Origin of the sequence: Klebsiella aerogenes (assembly GCA_029027985.1) — a bacterium.
Lineage (GTDB): Bacteria > Pseudomonadota > Gammaproteobacteria > Enterobacterales > Enterobacteriaceae > Klebsiella > Klebsiella aerogenes_A.
Window position 1 is genome coordinate 2,440,393 of record CP119076.1, and the last position, 20,275, is coordinate 2,460,667.

The window sequence follows — 20,275 nt, forward strand, 5'->3', positions numbered from 1 at the left end:
TTTGACGTTGGATACGCCAGCGGAAGTCCTGACATATGCCATCAACAGGGATATTTATCCCATCGCCTGCGACATTAAGCTAAACATGCGTACCTCATCGCTATGCCGCGCAATCTCTCCCTTCACCATTGCCAGCGGTCGATCCACCAGCGCGAACCCGTTTTGCCCCAGCCAGTGGGTAAAAGGTTCATGATGACCTTCCGGACAGTCCAGGCGGACAAACTCGCCAGCGAGCGTTGTCAGAAAATGGGCGCATAGCGCCTGAGCCTGCTCGCTGTGGCTAGCCACCACCGGCCCAATGACGTAGCCGCGGCCAAAGCGTCGACAGCCCGCCCAGGCGATAACGCAGCCCTGACTATCGCGGATTGTCGCGACGCGCGCGTGGGCCACCAGCCAACGGATAAGATTTTCTCGCGCATCGCCCCAGGCATTGCTATCCAGCAACACAAGGTCCGGTATATCCGAAGCCGTCGCGGCAGACGTTACCCTACCCGGCGCCGCGACGGCGGGAAGCGCAACGGCGTGCCACTGCTGGATAAATCCCGCCGGACGGAAACCAAATTGACGGTATAACGGTTCGCCGGCGGGTGTGGCGTGCAGCCGGACATGGCGATCGGCAAGCGTATCCAGTTGGGCGGCAAATAGCTTTTTGCCAACCCCTTTTCCCTGTTGATCTTTGGCCACCAGCACCAGGCCGATAGTGGCATGATGGTGACCCCAGCGCCAGCATAGCGTGGTGCCGCGCAGTTCGCCCCCTTCTTCCGCCAGCATCCCCTCGCCCAGCGTAAAGGCGCATTGCCAGTCTTCCAGGCGATGCGGCCAGCCCATCTGCTGACTTAGCATTAAGCCGCCGGTAACATCTGTCGCCTGCATTGTTCGCAACACGATTGTCATATTCTGATCACCCTTCTACTGACGGCGGGGGGTTACCCTGGCGAGTGTTTTCCTGTGATAAACGCCAGAAATCATGCCCGGCGGGATATTGATACAAACGCAGTGAAAACTGTCCGGCGACGGCGGTAATGTATTCAAAGATCGCGGATTGCGTGTTTTCGTAATCCATCCACATTGTCGATGAGGTAAAGCAGTAAATTTCCAGCGGCATCCCGGACGGCGACGGTTTTAGCGTTCTCGCGACGATATACATATCTTTAATAATATCGGGTCTTTCGGCGAGATAGTTCATCAGATAATGGCGAAACAACGTTAAGTTGGTCAGGCCATTATCAATAAACCAGCGATCCGCGACGCCGCCAGGATCCCGACCATCCAGCAATTTTGTCAGCGGTTCATTCACCCCACGTATCGCCAGCATCGGCGCGAGCATCTCCTGACTGAGGAAGCTCACCGAATGCTGATCGATATTAATACTGCGCATAATTCTGCGCGCGCCGGACGAGAACATCGCCTGCCAGTTGGTATAGGTTTCGGTAAGGAAATTCTTGGTCGGAATACGCGAAATGGTGTTATCCCAGTTACGGATGGTGATGGTATGTAGCGCAATATCCGTCACCTCACCGCTCAAGTTCTTATCGGGCATTTCAATCCAGTCGCCCAGTTGCAGCACATCGTTTGAGGACAACTGAACATTGGCCACCAGCGACAGCAAGGTGTGCTGAAAGATCAGCATCAGTACCGCCGCGACGGCGCCAAGACTGGAAATAATAATCACCGGCGATTTGTTCGACATCACGGCCAGGATCATAATTGCCGCCAGAATGTGAACCAGGATTTTCCCTATCTGGATATAGCCTTTAATGGAGTGGTTTTTACGCTTGGTCTTACGCAGATAGGAGCTATTAACAATATCCAGCATTTCATTGAAGAAGACCGACAGGAAAATAAAAAACAAAATACCGCAAATGGTATTAATCGCCGTCACCAGTGATACCGGCATATTAGGCATAAACTGCAGGACGTAATAGACGATAATAACCGGAATGAAGTTTGATAGTTTTTCTGCAATACGCCGGTCTTTCTCCAGCGGTACATCCTGTTTATGGCTTCCGAAGAAGACTTTACGTATCACTTTTATCAACAAGAATTTGCACAAAAGGTGCGCAAATATGCCGGAGACGAGCAGCAGGATAAGGTTAAAACCGACGGCCAGCGCCGGGTTGCTTTCAATAAACGTCAATAAATGATTCAAGTACGCCATGCTTTATCGCCTGAATGAGTATGCCATTTTGTATTAGCCGTTCACCTGGAGGCTATTTATACAAAAATTTAACTAATTCGCATCATGACATGTCATGGACAGATAAGTCCACGCTTTGCGATCGCCCTTTTCATTCGCGTTATATATATGACGGTTTGCATTAATCCTCTTCTGCGCCCACTATTAAGAGGCGAAAAATGAGGACAGAGAAGGTTCAGGAGGATTCATGTTTAAAGCAGTTACCGCCATCGTCGCACTCGCCGTATCAACCAGCGTTCTGGCGCAAAGCGACGTCACGCTCACCTCGTTGGCAAAAGACAATGCGACCAAAGCGGCATTCAGCCAAATGGTCAAAGGCCATAAACTGCCTGCCTGGGTTAGTAGCGGCGGGACCGGATCCCCGGCGCAGACCGTGAAGTTAGGATCTGAATCCTGGCAGGTGTTAAGCGCCTGTAAGCCGCATAACTGCGCGAGCGAGCGTATCGCCGTGATCTGGTCGGAGAAGTCAAAACAGATGTCGGGTGTTTTCTCGGTCGTTGACGAGAAAACCGCACAGGAAAAACTGACCTGGCTTAATGTCAACGATGCCCTGTCGATTGATGGGAAAACGGTACTATATGCCGCACTGAGCGGTAGTCTTGAGAATCACCCTGACGCGTTTAACTATCAGCAATAAAAATCAGCAATAAAAATGAGTAACCCCGTTATCGATGGATCGCGGGGTTAATCACGCTTCGGATAGATTCAACCGTTCTGTTGACGCATGTTGCGCGCCACGACAGCAAGCCGCTGGCTACGACAATAAATGGCAAACAGCACAAAGCCCCGACGGTTGAAGATGAATCGGCAACTCAGTAATGCCAGCGCGGCAATCGCCAGAGGCCAGGCGCTCTCACCTGCGCTCAGCAACGCCCTGATCCCCTGTACGACCGTGAGCGCTGACAGGATAAGGAATAACGTCAGAAACCCCTTCAACCCGGCGGTATAGCCGCGCGCCAGCAGTACGCCGCTGGTTATCAAAAAAATAACCAGCGCCAGCGAGGGCACAAAAAAGCTCAGCGCCTGCGTCGGCGGGGACAGACCCGGTAGCGTATGCAGGAACGGCAGCAGATTAAACGCAAAAGCGAGTATGAACAGCGGGAACAGCGTAGCTACCGGGAAGGGGTTCTGCCGGGGAAGCTCGCCGGGCGGGCGCGAAAAATAGCGCTCAAGCTCTGGCGTGGAATGATTCAGCAGGCTGGTGTCACGGCGCGCAATAGCGCGGTCGATCTCCCGCCCATGCTGTATAAGGTCGCAAAAAATACCCCCGGCGACCAGATTCAGAATCCCCATCAGTACACCGCCAGCGATTGAATCGTGCCAATGATATATTTACCAGAGCGAGGAACGTTGCCAGGCGCGGCAATAATCCCACTGACGGCGCTTCCTGCCAGCGCAGCGGCGCTGGTGACGACTTGTCCCAGTTGCCGGGTCAGCTCAACCTGTACCGGGCCGGTTGGAAAACGTTTCGGATAAAAACCGGCACGAATCACCGCTTTAATTTCTTTATTACTAATACCAGGATTTTGCGCGCGAATAATCAATTCTGTTAACCGGGCGCGATCCTGGCGCGGATAGCTTTTCAACCACTCGGTCGCTTTTAATGACGACACTGATTTCATGGCTTTCCAGGTGGCGAGGGCCTCTTTTAATGCCCCGCCCGCGCTGATAAGAGAGATGGCGTCTAATGACGTTGACGTCGCGACATACCACTCCTGGGAATCGAGCCAACTAACGGTTTCACCACCGTTTTCGACCAGATCATAAATTCGATACAAACCATTGATGCATTGCAGCCCGGTTGCCGCAGTACCGGCATAACCGATGGCGACCAATACGCTACTCCCCCCTGCGGTCAGCGGTGTTGCCGCAGACCCCGCGAGCATCACGCCGCCGGTAATGATCATGGCGCCGCAGGAAAGTACGGTCGAGGCGATCTCCGTCCCCATTGACGTTGAAGAGACGGCTTCTGTTAACGCCTTGCCCGCCGTCGAAGCAGAAGGCAACGAGGCCGCTTTGGTCACAATCACGTGCGTGGCGATGCCGCTTTGTCCGTTGGGATATCGTTTAGTTGGACGTACCACGTAACGCTGATTGCCGTCAGAATAGATAATACCCGCCTGATAAAAGTCGCGGTTACAATCCATGGCGGCGCCTAACGCTTTAAAATCAAAATCGGCGGCGCCGTTACCGGTCATTCGCGCGAAATCGTAGCCGGGTAAGTGGTTCTCAGGATTCATCCCAGGTAAAGCCATTTGATATTCCTTATAGTTATGGATTACGGCGCCAGCATCAATACCTTGAACTGGCTGGGAACGATACGCATACCCACCGCGTTCGTCGAGTTTTGCAGACTGACGCTGGTTAAGCGCGTCGCCGGCGTACCCTTCAACAGGACAGTAAATGCCCCGGTGAGATGGCGGGACGGACCCATGACCGTTCCCGACGCCACGCCGGTGGCGACACCAGGGTTATCACCGTTAGTGAGCGGCGTGACCGTCGCCATATTATGCGCAGGCATCCCCATAAACAGAATATTCAGCGCGTTTGGGATAGCCGTCGGCCCTAATGCGATATCCGGATACGGGATCGGCGTCGGCGCTGGCATTGGCGTCAGGCAGACATCAGGAAACGCTAAATCGACGCCGAACAACTGGCAGTTGGCAAACATCGTGAGCTCCTTATCCCATATGGATCTGTTCAGAATCAACCTTGGTGATCGCTTTTGAGGTGATCACCGTGTTGTGCGCATGCAGCCGTGCATAATCTTCCGCTTTCATGTCTAACTGCCCGGCGCGGACTTGCTCGGTCTGGCGGGTCGTGCGCAGCAGGTTGTGGCTGATTTGCGTCACGGTGTGCCAGACGGATTCGGCGCGCTTACCAACAATACGTGACAGCGTCACCCATGCCGACAGCTTATCGCCGCTGTAGTTCATCTCATTGATATGACAGTCGCCCTGTTCGGCAGCGACGCGCAGGCTCTGGCCACTGAGGCTGAGCTCCCCGGCGCTGCGGATATGCAGGTCGCCCGGCACGCTTAATTCCGCCTGGCGGCTCTCATCACGCTCCAGCACCGCCAGCAGCCAAATCTGGTTGTCGACGCTGCTAATCAGTACCCTGTCGCCCGCCTGCGGCGCAATCAGACAACTGACCGCCCGGCGGCAGTGCCAGCCGCGCCCTTCGCTTTCAACGGTCATGCTGCCGTCGGCGAAACAATGGGTTACCGTGCCGGAGGCGTGAGCTGGCGGCATCACCGCCTGCGCGAGTTTATGGTTAATGGTTGTCATCTGTTCTCTCCTCAACAACGGCTGTGACGCTGCGCGCTCCACGCTTCAGCGGCTAATAACTCTTCATCATATTCCAGGATCCCCTGGCGACCGGTAAACAATGCCTCTTCCTGACGGGCGCGATGCAAACGCGTGCGGGAAAAGGTTGCGCCGCGCAGGTCGGCCCGACTCAGGTCGGCGCCGGAAAAATCGCTCCACGTCAGGTCGCATAGCGCGAATCGCGCCCCGGCGGCGTGGACCTGTTGCAGGATGCTCTGGAACAAGCGGCTCTGGCTAAAATCAGCCTGCTCCAGCACCGCGCCAACAAATATCGCCTGGTCGAACAGGCTGCCGCGGCACTGGGCGCCGCGCATATCCGCTTCCATAAAGAGCGCCTGACTGGCATTCACCTGATTGAGCTGGGCATCATGCAGTGAAGCGCCTTTAAAGTTACATTGCGTCAGCTGAGCGCCGTTAAAGTTGGCGCCGTCCAGCGGGCAATCGGTAAACTGGCAGCCGGTGAAGCCCTGACGGGAGTAATTCTTCCCGCGCTGGTCGCACTGGAAGAATACCACGCGGTCAAACTGCATCCCGTCAAGCGCCGTTGCGCGCAGGTCGATATTAAAAAAGGTGGTCAGCAAACCACGGCTTTGCGCAAAGCTGGCGTCGGTTAGCTCAGATTCATAAAACACGCTGCGTTCCAGCGCCGAACCCGTAAAACGGCTACCACGCAACTGGCAACGCATAAACTGGCTGCTTTGCAACGTCGTCGCCGAGAAATCGCTCTCTTGCAAGGCGCACTGATTAAACACGCAACTATCAAGCGTTGTCTCCGGTGCCTGCAGATGAGCCATTTCACACTGATTAAAGGTGGTCTGTTTGAGCTGCGCGCCGCTCAACAGCAGTTGATCAAGCAGACACTCGGTAAACAGCGCCTCATGCAGGTTGGCGTTTTGCAGGTTAGCGCCGCGCAGAGAGACTTCCTGAAAAATGCCTCCTGACAGATCGCAACCCTGCAGATTCAGACCATCCAGCGACATTTCACTGAGCGGTTCACCGTTTTTAATGCGCTGGACAATATCCGCTGGGGTCAGCGTCGTCATATCACTTCTCCATCACGCTTCGGCAGCGTTTTAATCCGTTTGGTCCATGCGCCATCCAACTGCGTGGTCTTGCTGGTAAAGGATTGTGAAAGATCGGCGCGGAACAGATTCGCGCCATTGAACCGGGCGCCGCCAAGTTGACTTTTTTGCAGCAGGGCTCCCATCAGGTTGGCGTCGGTAAAATCGGCGTCGCGAAAATCGGTGCGGACAAACAGGCTGCCGACCAGATTAGCCCGCACAAAGTTTGTATCGCGACAATCGGCTTCACTCAGATCGCTGTTTTCAATTTTCGCTAGTTCAAAGCGAGCGCCCTGCAATGGCGTCTGGCGCAGATTGCTCTGCCGCAGCGTGGCCTGGCTGAAATCAGCGCCGATGAGCGAACTTTCTGACGCTGCCGCGCTGGCAATCCACGTCGAGCCGCTAAAATCGGCGCTTTCCGCTCTGGTTTGCACCAGTGAACAGCTTTCCAGCGTGGCCTGATGGAAGACCGCGTTCTCCAGTTCAGATTGTAAAAACGAGCATTTGTGCAGCCGCGCGTGACTGAAATCAGGTTCCGCCAGCGTCAGCTCCATAAAGACGCAGCCATCAAGATCCGCATGATGGAAGCGGCAGTGAATCAGGCTGATTTCCCGCAGGATTAACGTTTTCAGGATGGCGTTATCAAAAATGCAGCTATCAAACAACGCATTCTGTAGCTGGCTATCGTCAAAACGGGCGCCGCTGAAGTCGCTTTGATGACACTCCGCCAGTACCAGGCTGGCGCCGCTAAAATCGCAGCCGCGCAGCGACGAGTGCTGTAGTTCTGTTCTGGCCATCACCGCTCCGTGAAAACGAGCGTTATCCAGTTGGCAGTGGCTAAGGTCCGCGCATTCAAGTAGCGCCTTGCTAAAGTTGGCGCCGCGAAAATCCATCCCGGAGAAATCGACGCCAGTCAGATCCATGCCGCTAAAGTCACCTCCCTGCGCCATGGTGCGTTCAGCACGCTGGCGCAGGATCTTCGCCAGATCGCCCTTCAGCCTGACTGCCGGCGGCTGATGCTGGACGGCCGCCAGATACATTTGATGAAGCGCCTCGCGTGTTTGCGCGCGCTTTTTCTCGCTTAGCTCTTGCTGGTGCTGATGCAGCATCTCCTGCATCCGGTGCATCGATTCGGGGCCGCGCGGTTGGTTTTCATCCTTATCCCGCTGCGGATATTGCGCCTCCATCTCGCGTTTACGCTGTTCTGCGTTCTCCTGCATCTCCTGCGCCTGACGCTCCATGTCAGCAATAAACTCGGGCAGATCCTCAAGCTTCGGCAACGCGGGCTCGTCGATATCCGCCAGCAGGGTATTGATGTCGCCGCCGCTGGCCTCGATAGCGGCCCGATGCTGATCGCGTAACAACCGGGCGCGATTTTTCATATTGTCATGCTGCGGGCTGGGCGACTGTTCAATTTCATTGTCAATCCACGGCCCAATCGTTTCTTCCGGCAGCAGATCTTTTTCGCGAAAAGAGAACAGCGCGCCCTTCTCCTTATCCATGCGCTGGGCCAGAATCTTGCGATAATGGTTCAGCGAACGGGAAGCGCCCTCTTTTTCCAGCGCTGGGATCAGTTGCAGAACGTCGGCGGCATCGTCTTCATTGATGCGGATGTGTCCCTGCCAGATAAGCATCATCTGTTCCCGATGCGGGAAGAACCATACCGTGGTAGCGCGTAGCGCAATCTCTTCGAATACGCTTTCATCACCACGCTGGCGATTGATGAAACAGCGTGCCTGCCACGGCGGCAACTGACCTTCCTGCAAGGGTTTCTCGGGATGCATATTCCAGATCCGCCACTTTGCCTGCGGCGGCAGCGTATCCCGGTCATCCCACCACTGATCCGGGCTGGCGGCGTTAAATACTTTCCAGTCAATATCGCGGGCAAACCCAGGAAACTCGTTTTGTAACCAGCTGGCATCGTACTTTTTGCCCATCCGGCTAAAGCGCCGCGGCCATTGAATATCCAACGGGCCAAAACTTGCCGGTTGCGGTTTCTGCTTCGGCGAGGTCATTCTCCCGTCCAGCGGTTCAATATTCGGCAGAGGATGACGCTCAACCCCTTGCTGTTTCAGCGGCGCAAAACCGATGCCGTGCGGGTTGTCGGCGTAGTCGCCGCCGCCATAGGCGCGACTCCAGTCGAGGCGCATTTCGCTAAACGGCTGCGGTCGGGTCATTCGGTTACCCGCCCAGTCGCGATCGCCGAACACCACCAGCGATTTACTGAGCTTGTCGATATCAATTCGCGCTACGCAGGCGCTTTTTTCTTCCTGATGATGGGTGTAGGCAAACCCGGTGGCCATAAATTCGGCGCGGACTTTAGGGATCGCCATATCCACGACGCCGCCGCTGGTTTGCAGTTCGTCAGCGGCAAGCTGCCACAGCTCCATTTCAGGGCGCAGCTGCGGATTCGGCCCCATATCCGCCAACGCCAACACCGAAACGCCAAGATAATTTTTGCCCTGCCAACGGAATGGCCGGTTAAGTACGCTCAGGCGTAAGGGTTTAATGATTTTCATAGGAGATCTTTTTTTTATGCTGCTGAGTTGGGCTTAAAGGAAGCATGATATCTGGTATTAGACATTACGATAATCGAGATAGTAAAAATGTTGAGGATCGTCCTGGCGAACGCGAATATTGATTAATTGATTCACCTGAACCTCAGATTGGTCTTGAGCGGGGAAAATAACGCCGCGGGTGCCCTGCTGTTCTTGCCCATGCCAATGATAACGAAGGGTCAAAATGGCTGAGTAGTGGTTGTTGATTCGCTGGTCGCGATCGTATTTGATCTGCAGGATGGTGGCCTCAACATCGACACCATTCATTTTCGTTTTTTTATCTTCCCGCGCAGAGCGTATATTCTGCATCGCGACCCAGGCCGCGAAGAGCAACACCAGCAGAGGAATGGCCCATGCCATGGTTAACATTATGGTAGAGACGATTTCCATGTTATCTCCTGATTATTTATCACAAAAAAAGCGGTCTGTCGTATAGCGCAATTCTCTGCGGGTTTGCCGGATCGTATTTAATCGTTGTGCCATTGCCCGGTTTAAAACGTTCAATGTCGCTGAAACTCAGGGTGTGATTCAGACTTGCTTCAACTTCAACCTGTTCGAGCGTCTTAAATTTAAAGGTGATACGGTAGACAGGCTGACTTCCACTCCATACGCTGGTCTGGTGTGCGGCAATGATATCCGCGTTGACCGCAATCCCGGATTGCAGGACCTCGCTCTGGGTGAAACCATCTTTTAAATGCGGATAAACGTCCTGATAAAGAAAACGAGCCATGGGATAGATGCCAAACACCAGGGCAATGAGTCCCATAACGACAAAAAAGAGTATATCCATCGTGAATTAACCCACATCACCGATTTGCATAATAGCAATCTTATTGCCCCGTCCTTTCTTAACGACAATGGACAGCCCTTTGCGTAATAGATGTATTTGTGTTGGTGCAATCAGCGCCTTGGCGCAAAGCAATTGAGACATGTCATCAAGGTGAAAATAGATATCGAAAAATAGATTATTGCCGTGTATCACATTAGTTTGCTGCCAGGATTCAATCCGCGACTTCAGTAATTCCCCACGCCAGCTTTCACGTTGTAAAAACATAGTTACTGACTTGGTTTGTAACGACGTTTTTCTACATGTGAAATATATGACGATCGGGAAAATTAACGATACCGCCAATCCGAGAATAAGGCGTGTCATTTCAAATCCTGACATGCTGGCTATCCATTCTTCAAATGACATGATGCTCCTTTAATAATCAACAGAAATAACTGCTATCTTTATAGGTGTGTCATTACTGTACTTTACTGATAATAACATTCCTTTCTTTAATTTATGAATGTCATTAGGTCTCACAATACCTTTAGCAATGTATTTTTTAGCAGAACCGTGTATGTTTGCACTAAAATAGAAATCATAAATATAATCGTTGCCGTACTTTGTTTCTGTCTGACGCCACGATTCTGCCGGGACCTGGATTATTTGACCTGCCCACTTATCTCTAGATAACCAGTTTTTAATTGCAGAGACTTCAGTTTTGTTCGGTTTAAATGCAGCAAATGATATACCCAATGCGATAATTGTGACAATGATCCCAAAAATAAAAGACAGTTCCGTGATGAGGTTCATAGGTTTGCATCTGTGCTGTTAACGAAAATTGACATCGATAGTTTACTCCATAGCCCCAGGAACAAGGTGTAATTTATTCATAATCCACATCCATAACAGCCATTCGTTTTGGAGGGACACCTTGATATTTGATGGTTACCGGCATATCCTTCTTTATTTTAATAACTTCTGCGTTTTTTAACACAGTTGCCGCTTTATATGTCTTTGGTTCACCACTCAAATCAGACTCAATAGTGAAAATATAGTAATGATCAAAATTATTGGTGGTTGATGTTTGTTTCCATTCTTTTAATTTTCCTGTTGCCAGTTCACCTTTCCAATTATCCCTTGCAACCCAGTTCCTTATTTCATTAAAATCTTCCTTCTGTCCCTTTATTCCTCTGAGACAAATGAAAATGAATACCAGCATGACACCTAATGCAATAGGTCCTGAGTGTTCAGAGAGAAAAATCATATCAAGCTCTTACATAAACGTATAAAAATAAGTCCTGCGATGAGTGCTCTTTTCAGATGTTTGGCAAGTGGCATGGTTTCCCTCTATTCCCTTTAATAATTAGGATTAAGGTTCACATTATTAAGCATAACCACTTACATCGATAGTTTACTCCATATCTCCAGGAACAAGGTATACTTTTTCAGGTGTGCCTGGGAGATAATATAAATAAACTGTATTTTTCCTGCCAATCTTAACCATTTCTTCCGGAGTTATAAAACGACGAGCATGTGCGATGACGACTCCGTCGGGGGTCATAAATTCTAATTCAAAGTTAAATTTCATATTTCCGGTGCCAGAGGTACCTATGCGTTTTTTACTAATGATTTTAGCTTCAACTTTAACACCCCTCTTACGGAATTTCTCATCATCATTGCCTGATTTGATTATACTGTATAAAAACCACCCTAAAATTAAAATGGTAATAAAAATAGACCACAACGTTGAATTTGACATCTTAAGTTCTTATTTTAAGCGTACCAGCAGAACCTCGCCAGGAGGCCAACGATAGCGAGCAATGCCACAACACAGGAAATAGTATTACCCCATCTCCCAAGGAACGGGTAATAACTTTTTGGGGTTTTCAGGTAGATAATAAATATAAATAGTATTATTCCTCATAATTTTTGCTATGTTTTGCGGAGAAATATACTGTTTAGCTATTGCTGTCACCTGCCCTGATTCCGTGGTAAATAATAGTTCCATTTTAAGTTTAGTGCTACCTCCGCCACTCGCACCAATTTTTTCCATGTTTAATATTTTAGCCTCGGTACGAATGCCATTTGCCTTAAACTTATCATAATTGGAGCCTGAACGATAACAATATAAGAATAAACCAACTAAAATTAAAATGGCTAATATTAACGTTCCCCACATAGAGTCAAACATAATGATCCATTAATAATGAAGGTGAATGTTTTGAAATGACTACCTAAATGGCCACAAGCATAGTAAGCCTAGCGGATGCCCTATTTATTCATAATCCGCATCCATAACGGCCATTCTCTTTGGTGGAATACCTTCATGTTTTATAATTAATTGAAGCCCCGATTTTAATTTTGGGATTTCTGAAGCACGTACCACTGCAGCGGCATTATACTGTTTTGTCGTACCCTCAATGTTCGCATTAAAGGTAAATACAAAGTAATAATCGAAATTATTAGTCGCATTAGTTTGACGCCAACTTACCAGAGATGCGTTTTTAATCTCACCGGGCCAGCGCTCACGACTTAGCCAGTTTTTTATTTCGGTAAGATCTCCCCCTTGTCCTTTGAGACTTCGCAACGAACCGAACAATAGAAAAAAACTAAATGCAACGGATGCAATGACAATTAACAAGGAGTGTTGATAAATAAAGTTCATTGTTAGTTCTTTTTGATTTTAAATGCAAGGACTGGTCTTTTAAGTGTATCGCCTCTAGCGAGGCGAGTTAGATATTGTCAAAGGCTTTCCATTAGATGGATCTTTGATAAAGACAATGGAATTGTTTTTACTATCCAATTTCACTTTATAAACAGAACCAACTTGATAGGCATCAAGGGTTATTAACTGTATAGTTTCATCATGTTTTTCTAGTAACCATGTTTTACCATCAGTTGCATTAGCTACCCTCAAATCCATTGTCACCACAGGGTTGTTATTTATGAAAAGCCCACTTTGTTTCATTGATAAAATAGTAGCGTAAGCATCATCCCCCTGCTCTATTATATTTTGCTCTCGCTGTTGTGAATTTTTCACAATTCTATTTGCGAAATAAAAACACACAAAAATAATTAAAAATGTCAATACTGCATTTATAATCCAAGAGATAGACATATAATCCTCTGACTACATTAACATATGAAGTGCAAATAATGCGGTTCTTAGACTACCACTGTCAACTCGAGCCCCTTCGACTCGTTGAGCATTGATAACGGTACGACCAAATGTCATTCCTTGATGTGAAATATTTATTCCTGTGGCTGCATAGCTAACACCCTTAAAGGCGACACTCCCTGTTGAAATTGTAACATATTGGCCGATAAAATCTATTGCATTTTGGGCAAAGCTTTTCTTTTCCACATCGTTATGTTCAAAAATGGGAGAGTCAATAAAAACTTTTGTCTTGCTTTTTATTACTATTTCTTCTGGTGATTCAATCTTTACTTTTCCTGTAACAGTTTGCATCCAAGCTCCATTTATATCCACATTAACTTCGCCATGAATATCTTGTTTTTGCCCTCCAGACTTTATGGTGAATGAATTTCCGTTATCGATTGTAGTTTCTTTTTTACCACTAATACTTATGGTTTCATTAGCAAGTATTTTTTTATTATTATTTCCATCTAGAGTTAACTCTCGATCACCCTTTATATTTCTAATGTCACCTCCGTTTAGTATCTCTGTTTTCCGACCGTTTTTAATTGTTATGTTTTCACCGTTGTTAAATGTTCTTGCTTCGTTATCATCAACGGTTATTGTACGTTTTGCATGAAAATGCAAAGTCGCATTTCCAATGACATCATCGCTTTGTTCTTTATTTATTTTAGTGCTTCGGCAACCATCAATATTGATAGTTTGGTCATTCTCTACCGAGATCTTCATATCTTTTTCTGAATGCATCTCGACAGATTCATTGCCCGGATTATCTTCGAAGAACAAGAAACTGCTGTTATCAATATTCCCATCCTTACTCCGCGTCATAAAGCCCATCCGGGTGGCGTCGCCAGGGAGATCCCATGGCGGCATGCTGGCTTCATTATACACACGTCCGGTGACGATGGGACGGTCGGGATCGCCGTTGATAAAGTCGATGACCACTTCATCGCCCACGCGCGGAATTTGCACGCCGCCGAAGCCCTGGCCTGCCCACGCGCTCGATACACGCACCCAGCAGGAGCTGCTGTCGTCGCCCTTGGCGTTGCGGTCCCAGTGAAACTTCACTTTGATGCGACCATATTTGTCGGTCCAGATACTTTCCCCCTGCGGTCCCACGACTTTGGCCGTTTGCGGGCCGTAAGTACGTGGCCAGGCGGTGGCCTGCGCGGGACGATAGACCACCGATGAGGGGATCACCGTAAAGTGGATTTGATGCGAGACATCGCTATTGCCGCCGCTGGCGTAGCGATTTTCTTCAAAATAGTAGTTTGCGGTTGTGGTCAGGTATTCGCCGTTATCGCTGAAAAACGGCGCATTGCTCAGAGTAAAGGTCGTGCCAGGGGCAATGCCAACCGCCGTGGCGGTCGCCTGAATCTGCTGATGCTCTACCTGCCAGCGTTCCTGACGAATACGGGCGTAAAACTCACCGTGTCCGTGCTCAACAAACCGCCCAGGCCAGTCATAAACGTCAATACTCCCCGGCGATGGCGATGAGGGGTTCTGCCGTGCCTGAAACAGCCAGGCATTGGGTTTGCGGAAATCATAGTCATCGAGACTGTAGATCCCCGGCGTCACGCTATCTTCCAGCGCCCACAGACTGATCCCCTCTTCAGTGGTGATCGCGCCTGACGGCGTCTGATGGTAAGGGATAGTCTCATAGCCGCTCACCGGTTGGTGCTGGGTGGCCGAATCGGTCAATACCATCGTATGTTTATCCGCCTCGTGGCGGAAATGGTAGGCGATGCCCTCCAGCTCCATCAGTCGGCTGATAAACGCCAGGCTACTCTCCTGATACTGGACGCAGTAATCCCAGACCCGATAGCTGCCGCTCAGTTTATCCTCAACGTTGACCTGATATTCACTCAGCAGCGTATTGATAATCTGTGGTACCGTCTGCCCCTGGAAAATACGCAGGTTGCGGTCGCGTTTCATCGGCCACAAATCCGGCTCTACGGTGAGTTGATAGGCAGCATAGCGGGTACCGCTCATTTCAACGGCGCTGACCGCTACGCGGGTAATTTTACCGTTGAAATAACGCGAACTCAGCGCGTTTTGCGTTGGAATGGTCACGGTAACCGGCTGACCGAGCAGTTTACTGCGATCCAGGCGCGCATCGGTGCTAAGCAGCGTTAAGCCGAGCTCGAACATTTCCGACATCGCTTCGTGCCCGGTGAGTTTCCAGAAAAGTAGCCCCTCAACGGGGAGCTGAACGGTGATCCTGTTAGCCATAATATTATTCCATTCAGTGTGTTTCAGGTGGCTGCAGCGTTAGCTGCGTTTCAACATTGGGTTTGGCAGATCCACCAGTACCCGCTGTGGCTGCTGGCGCAAGTAGCGTAGCGGGAGGGTATTTCCCGGCTGGAAGTATTGAATACGGGTAATATCGATAACGATATCGCTCTGGCCCGCCAGCGATTCACCTTTCTCGCTAACGTAGTTAAAATCGACGCTGATATTGATAAACCCGGAATTACCGCCCGAGCGGCTTCTCAGATTCGTGATCGTGCCCAAAACAGCCACGCCATCGTTGTTGATGGCCGCTTTTAGTTTTTTATTTTTCGCATCGCGAATCAGCAGCGATACAAAAATATAAATAAATAGTAAGGCAACGGCCAGAACGATTAAGTCGGTAATAATGCTCATCTTTCACTCGTCATTTTTGGCTTATCGTTAATGTCTCTTATGAACACAATAGCGTTATCTTCTGGCTCTACTCTTGCCTGATAGTTCACGCCAACCTGCCAGGCATCAAGAGTCATTAGCAACACCGTTTCTTTGTGTTTCTCGAGTAGCCACGTTTTGCCATTAGCTAAATCTTTTACTCGCAGATCCATTTCGATTACCGGGTTGTTATTGATGAACAAACCGGTTTGCTGCATCGTGAGTATCGTAACCTGAGCATCTTTCCCGTTTTCAATAATCCGTTGTTCTCGCCGCTGTGAGTTTTTAACAATACGGTTAGCTAAGTAAAAACTGATAAAAATAATGATCAGTGTCAGTACTGCATTGATAACCCAGCCGACTGTCATTTAACACTCCTTGTTTATCAATGATATCCCGCTAAATGATTCCCCCCCCGCCAATCATTCCCGGCGGGGGTATTCCGTTCTCCATCACGCCATTTAGCTCGATGGATTGACAAGCCAGGTTCCCGGTTTGGCGATATCCAGCGTCTGCGCACGGGTTTGGCCATTGCCCTGGAGGGTAATTTCGTAATGCCCCGGAGCCAACTTCAGCGACGCGAAACCGTTAGTCGCAGGCTGTGTGTCGTGAGGCTCGCCGTTCAATTTCAGCTTTTCTCCATCCCTCATCCGTACATAAACCTGGGCAATCGGCGCTGCCGGCGCAACGGCTGGTTTGCTCTCTTTGACGGCGGTGGGCGGCGCTGGCTGTGCCGCTGCGGTATGGGTTTCCGCCGGCGGTGCGGTTGGCGCAACCGGTGTTTGCGGCTGAGTATTGGCGCTTTCTGTCGGCTGGGCCTCGCTATTGCCGCCGCTGAACATCATACCGCCGGCGATAACACCGACCAGCACCCCCGCGGCGACCATCCCCGGTACTTTATAGCGCCGCCAGTCGTTGGCGGCTGGCGCCTCCTCTTCTTCATCGCCGACCAGCGCCAGCATGGTTCCCGGTTTTTTCACCGACAAGACATCGTCGATACTGGAAACGGGCATTTCGATCAGTTCAGCGAAGGCTTCGATCGATTGCGGACGATCCTCGACCCGCAGCGCCAGCGCTTTATCCACCGCCTGCAGCAGCGGCAGCGAATAGCCTGCGGGTTTCAGCTCCGCCAGCGGCTGGTAGTTATCCTGAATACTGCGCACCACGCTCACCGGCGGCGGCGAGCCGACGATTAGCGTATGCAGCACCGCGCCGACGGCATAGATATCGGTCCAGGCGCCCTGTTCGCTTTCGTTATCGTCAGTGTATTGCTCGATAGGCGCGTAGCCCGGGCGCAGCATGGTTTCGGTCTCGTCAGAGAGATTGCCGATGGTCCGGCGAGCTGAACCAAAATCGAGCAGCACCGGCAAACCGTTATCCTGAATCTGGATGTTTTCCGGCGAGATATCGCGATGCAGATAACCGGCGTCGTGAATGGTTCGAATCGCGCCGAACAGCATCGGCAGCATCCGGCGGATCCACGCCTCATCGATAAGTTCCGGCTGTTGCTCGCGCAGGCGGCTTAAGGTGGTGCCGCTATAAAACAGCGTGCCCATATACGCGGTATCGTTCTGCACCCAAAAGCGCAGTACGTGCAGCAGGTTAGGATGGTTAAAGCGCGCCAGCAGCCGCGCCTCCTGAATAAAGCTGTTCAGTCCGGCGGAGAATGCTTTGCTGAAGCGATCGCTGCGCAGAACCAGGGTCATATCGTCATTACGTACCGCCAGCGACGAAGGCATAAACTCTTTAATCGCGATGGTACGTTCCAGCTGATGGTCCCAGGCGCGATAAACAATGCCAAAACCACCGCCGCCAATCACTTCCTTAATTTCAAATTCGTTAAAACGATACCCGATCGGCAGCGCGTTCAGGACAGTCCGGTTGTTTTCGTGATCCGTCATCTTAAGACTCACTTTCTGATGGTGTTACGCGGCAAACTGACAATGAAACTCGCCCTGCGCATAGCTAATGCGCAGCTGTTTAAACTGCTCATCGTTGCGGTTGGCGGTTAACAGGATTTGACTCATCTGCGGCAGTAGCGTGTTGGTCAGAATCGCATCGACCATACGCCCGCCGGATTCAACTTCGGTACAACGCTGAACCACCTGCTCAACCACGCTGTCGTCAATGTCGCAGACGATATTGTGATTATCCTGCAGGCGGCGCTGGATACGCGCCAACTGCAGACGCACAATCTGTGCGAGCATCGCGTCGCTCAGCGGATAATACGGCACCACCAGCAGGCGGCCGAGCAGCGCTGGCGGGAAGACCTGCAGCAGCGGCTGACGCAGCGCGCCGCTCAGCGCTTCCGGTTCCGGCATCAGATCCGGGTCGGCGCACATCGCGCTGATAAGCTCTGTCCCCACATTGGAGGTTAAAATAATGATGGTATTGCGGAAATCGATATGACGCCCTTCGCCGTCTTCCATCCAGCCTTTATCAAAGACCTGGAAGAAGATTTCGTGCACATCCGGGTGCGCTTTTTCGATTTCATCCAGCAACACTACGCTGTAAGGGCGACGGCGCACCGCTTCGGTCAGCACCCCGCCTTCGCCGTAACCAACGTAGCCCGGAGGCGCGCCCTTCAGGGTTGACACGGTATGCGCTTCCTGGAATTCGCTCATATTGATGGTGATAACGTTCTGCTCGCCGCCGTACAGCGATTCAGCTAGCGCCAGCGCGGTTTCGGTTTTACCCACCCCGGACGGGCCGCAGAGCATAAATACGCCGACGGGCTTATTGGGATCATCGAGTCTCGCGCGGGAAGTGCGCACGCGTTTAGCGATCAGATCCAGCCCGTGACGCTGGCCGATAACCCGCTGGTTCAGCGTGTCGGCCAGGCTCAGTACGGCATCAATTTCGTTTTTGACCATCCGGCCCAGCGGGATCCCGGTCCAGTCAGAGACCACCGCCGCCACCACATTTTCATCCACCGCCGCGAACAGCAGCGGCATCTCGCCCTGCAGCGTCTTCAACGCTATCTGCTTTTCATTGAGCGTCTGGCGTAACGCCGGCTGCGCTTCCTCGTCGGCATCCTGCAGCTGCGCACGCAGGTTAATCACCTCATCAACCAACGCGCGTTCTTGCTCCCAGCGGCTATTCAGCGCATCGCGCTCGCTTTCCTGCTGCTGACGCGCCTGTTGAAGTTGTTCAATGCGCTGAGCATCGCCTATCGCTACCCGGTTCTCGCGCCGGGCGATCTCCAGCTCGACATCCAATGCGGCAATACGCTGCAGGCAATCTTCCAACTGCGGCGGCGGCGCGCTCTGGCTGACGGCAACGCGTGCGCAGGCGGTATCCAGCAGTGCCACCGCTTTATCCGGCAGCTGGCGCGCGGGAATATAGCGATGCGACAGTTTCACCGCCGCGCTCACCGCTTCATCAAGCAGCAGCACCCGATGGTGTTTCTCCAGCGGCGAAACGGTGCTGCGCAGCATCAGCAGCGCTTTCTCTTCGTCCGGCTCGTGGATCTGCACCGTCTGGAAGCGACGGGTTAGCGCCGGATCCTTCTCGATATATTTTTTGTACTCCGCCCAGGTCGTCGCGCCGATGGTGCGCAGCTGTCCGCGCGCCAGCGCTGGCTTCAACAGGTTCGCCGCATCGCCGGTACCCTGTTGGCCGCCTGCGCCAATCAACGTATGGATCTCGTCGATAAACAACACGATAGGCGTCGGGCTGGACTGCACTTCGTTGATTAACGCCTGCAGACGGGCTTCGAATTCGCCCTTCATGCCCGCCCCAGCCTGTAACATGCCGATGTCCAGCAGCCACAGCTGAATATTGCGCAGCGGCTCCGGCACGTCGCCTGCGGCAATACGCCGGGCTAACCCTTCCACCACCGCCGTTTTACCGACGCCGGCTTCACCGGTCAGCAGCGGGTTGTTCTGTCGGCGACGCATCAGGATATCCACCATCTGGCGGATCTCTTCGTCGCGACCGACAACCGGATCAATTTTGCCATCCTCCGCCCGCTGCGTCAGGTTCTGCCCGTATTGGGCCAACGTCCCCTGCGCCGTGGGCACCGCACCGTGGTTCGCGGTTTCTGCTACCGCCTGTTGGCTCTCTTTACTGTCGGCAAGCAGCGTATCGAAGTTGTCGCTCAAGGCTTCGACGTTAATCCTGGTGAACTGCGGGGAAATCCCCTTCAGCAGGCTGGCCAGATTCCAGGTTTTTAGCAGGCCAATCAGCAAATGTCCGCCGCGGATCCGGCTAACGCCATACTTAAGCGAGCCGTAGACCCACGCGCGTTCAACCGCGCTGTCGATATGTTCGGAGAGATCGGAGACCGAGCTGGCGCCGCGCGGCAGCGCATCCAGCGCGGCGATGATGTCGCGGGTCAACGCCTGCTCATCAAGGGCGAAGTGGCGAATAATGTGTTGCAGATCGCCATCCTGCTGCTGCATCAATTGGTGCAGCCAGTGCACCAGCTCGACGTAAGGGTTGCCGCGCAGTTTACAAAAGGCGGTTGCGCTTTCCAGCGAGGTAAACAACAGCGTATCCAGTTTGCCGAAAAGTACGGCACGGCTGATTTCTGACATGT

Annotated in this window: 23 protein-coding genes and 1 pseudogene; 1 reads left to right on the forward strand and 23 read right to left on the reverse strand. The window is 51.7% G+C overall.

Annotated elements, in window-relative coordinates:
• Positions 1 to 54 precede the first annotated feature (54 nt).
• The 3 genes and pseudogenes from PYR66_11680 to PYR66_11690 all read right to left on the reverse strand — a co-directional run bounded on the left by PYR66_11680 (position 55) and on the right by PYR66_11690 (position 2,158).
• Positions 55 to 894: a GNAT family N-acetyltransferase gene (locus tag PYR66_11680; protein ID WEF30298.1), complete on the reverse strand. Its 840-nt coding sequence runs from the start codon at positions 892 to 894 to the stop codon at positions 55 to 57.
• Positions 895 to 901: 7 nt separating this feature from the next.
• On the reverse strand, positions 902 to 1,690 hold the full coding sequence (locus tag PYR66_11685) for a mechanosensitive ion channel (GenBank protein WEF30429.1): 789 nt from the start codon (positions 1,688 to 1,690) through the stop codon (positions 902 to 904).
• Between the two features lie 47 nt (positions 1,691 to 1,737).
• Positions 1,738 to 2,158, reverse strand: a pseudogene (locus PYR66_11690) (hypothetical protein).
• 226 nt (positions 2,159 to 2,384) lie between these two features.
• On the opposite strand from PYR66_11690, the gene ivy reads away from it, so the two are divergent.
• Positions 2,385 to 2,834 carry an Ivy family C-type lysozyme inhibitor gene (gene ivy / locus PYR66_11695; GenBank protein WEF30299.1) on the forward strand — a complete coding sequence of 150 codons (450 nt, stop codon included), beginning with the start codon at positions 2,385 to 2,387 and terminating at the stop codon, positions 2,832 to 2,834.
• Between the two features lie 68 nt (positions 2,835 to 2,902).
• On the opposite strand, the gene PYR66_11700 is transcribed toward ivy, so the two are convergent.
• The 20 genes from PYR66_11700 to tssH all read right to left on the reverse strand — a co-directional run bounded on the left by PYR66_11700 (position 2,903) and on the right by tssH (position 20,273).
• A complete protein-coding gene (locus PYR66_11700; GenBank protein WEF30300.1) occupies positions 2,903 to 3,490 on the reverse strand; it encodes a hypothetical protein in 588 nt (195 codons plus the stop codon).
• Positions 3,490 to 4,452: a hypothetical protein gene (locus PYR66_11705; protein WEF30301.1), complete on the reverse strand. Its 963-nt coding sequence runs from the start codon at positions 4,450 to 4,452 to the stop codon at positions 3,490 to 3,492. The genes PYR66_11700 and PYR66_11705 overlap by 1 nt, the downstream gene beginning before the upstream one ends.
• Before the next feature lie 23 nt (positions 4,453 to 4,475).
• On the reverse strand, positions 4,476 to 4,868 hold the full coding sequence (locus tag PYR66_11710) for a DUF4150 domain-containing protein (protein WEF30302.1): 393 nt from the start codon (positions 4,866 to 4,868) through the stop codon (positions 4,476 to 4,478).
• A gap of 10 nt (positions 4,869 to 4,878) precedes the next feature.
• Positions 4,879 to 5,484: a DUF3540 domain-containing protein gene (locus PYR66_11715; protein WEF30303.1), complete on the reverse strand. Its 606-nt coding sequence runs from the start codon at positions 5,482 to 5,484 to the stop codon at positions 4,879 to 4,881.
• Positions 5,485 to 5,495: 11 nt separating this feature from the next.
• On the reverse strand, positions 5,496 to 6,566 hold the full coding sequence (locus PYR66_11720) for a pentapeptide repeat-containing protein (GenBank protein WEF30304.1): 1,071 nt from the start codon (positions 6,564 to 6,566) through the stop codon (positions 5,496 to 5,498).
• Entirely contained in the window at positions 6,563 to 9,103 is a 2,541-nt protein-coding gene (locus PYR66_11725; protein WEF30305.1) for a DUF2169 domain-containing protein, read from the reverse strand. The genes PYR66_11720 and PYR66_11725 overlap by 4 nt, the downstream gene beginning before the upstream one ends.
• 57 nt (positions 9,104 to 9,160) lie before the next feature.
• Entirely contained in the window at positions 9,161 to 9,532 is a 372-nt protein-coding gene (locus PYR66_11730; protein WEF30306.1) for a hypothetical protein, read from the reverse strand.
• Between the two features lie 19 nt (positions 9,533 to 9,551).
• Positions 9,552 to 9,932, reverse strand: a complete 381-nt coding sequence (locus PYR66_11735) for a DUF3592 domain-containing protein (GenBank protein ID WEF30307.1) — start codon at positions 9,930 to 9,932, stop codon at positions 9,552 to 9,554.
• Positions 9,933 to 9,938: 6 nt separating this feature from the next.
• Positions 9,939 to 10,337, reverse strand: a complete 399-nt coding sequence (locus tag PYR66_11740) for a hypothetical protein (protein ID WEF30308.1) — start codon at positions 10,335 to 10,337, stop codon at positions 9,939 to 9,941.
• Positions 10,338 to 10,346: 9 nt separating this feature from the next.
• On the reverse strand, positions 10,347 to 10,724 hold the full coding sequence (locus PYR66_11745) for a hypothetical protein (protein ID WEF30309.1): 378 nt from the start codon (positions 10,722 to 10,724) through the stop codon (positions 10,347 to 10,349).
• 73 nt (positions 10,725 to 10,797) lie between these two features.
• Positions 10,798 to 11,178 carry a hypothetical protein gene (locus tag PYR66_11750; GenBank protein WEF30310.1) on the reverse strand — a complete coding sequence of 127 codons (381 nt, stop codon included), beginning with the start codon at positions 11,176 to 11,178 and terminating at the stop codon, positions 10,798 to 10,800.
• Positions 11,179 to 11,325: 147 nt separating this feature from the next.
• A complete protein-coding gene (locus tag PYR66_11755) occupies positions 11,326 to 11,673 on the reverse strand; it encodes a hypothetical protein (GenBank protein ID WEF30311.1) in 348 nt (115 codons plus the stop codon).
• Between the two features lie 84 nt (positions 11,674 to 11,757).
• Positions 11,758 to 12,105, reverse strand: a complete 348-nt coding sequence (locus tag PYR66_11760; protein WEF30312.1) for a DUF3592 domain-containing protein — start codon at positions 12,103 to 12,105, stop codon at positions 11,758 to 11,760.
• 84 nt (positions 12,106 to 12,189) lie between these two features.
• Complete coding sequence (locus tag PYR66_11765) at positions 12,190 to 12,579, reverse strand: hypothetical protein (protein WEF30313.1); 390 nt, start codon at positions 12,577 to 12,579, stop codon at positions 12,190 to 12,192.
• A 54-nt stretch (positions 12,580 to 12,633) separates the two neighbouring features.
• Positions 12,634 to 13,032, reverse strand: coding sequence for a hypothetical protein (locus tag PYR66_11770; protein WEF30314.1), 399 nt, complete (start codon positions 13,030 to 13,032; stop codon positions 12,634 to 12,636).
• A gap of 12 nt (positions 13,033 to 13,044) precedes the next feature.
• A complete protein-coding gene (tssI, locus tag PYR66_11775; GenBank protein ID WEF30315.1) occupies positions 13,045 to 15,303 on the reverse strand; it encodes a type VI secretion system tip protein TssI/VgrG in 2,259 nt (752 codons plus the stop codon).
• A gap of 39 nt (positions 15,304 to 15,342) precedes the next feature.
• The gene (locus PYR66_11780) at positions 15,343 to 15,717 is read right to left on the reverse strand and encodes a hypothetical protein (protein WEF30316.1); all 375 of its coding nucleotides are present in this window, start codon (positions 15,715 to 15,717) and stop codon (positions 15,343 to 15,345) included.
• Positions 15,714 to 16,103, reverse strand: coding sequence for a hypothetical protein (locus PYR66_11785; GenBank protein WEF30317.1), 390 nt, complete (start codon positions 16,101 to 16,103; stop codon positions 15,714 to 15,716). Before PYR66_11785 ends, PYR66_11780 begins: the two co-directional genes overlap by 4 nt.
• A gap of 93 nt (positions 16,104 to 16,196) precedes the next feature.
• The gene (locus PYR66_11790; protein WEF30318.1) at positions 16,197 to 17,636 is read right to left on the reverse strand and encodes a serine/threonine-protein kinase; all 1,440 of its coding nucleotides are present in this window, start codon (positions 17,634 to 17,636) and stop codon (positions 16,197 to 16,199) included.
• 24 nt (positions 17,637 to 17,660) lie between these two features.
• Positions 17,661 to 20,273 (reverse strand): type VI secretion system ATPase TssH, encoded by a 2,613-nt coding sequence (gene tssH / locus PYR66_11795; GenBank protein WEF30319.1) that lies wholly within the window; start codon positions 20,271 to 20,273, stop codon positions 17,661 to 17,663.
• Positions 20,274 to 20,275 lie beyond the last annotated feature (2 nt).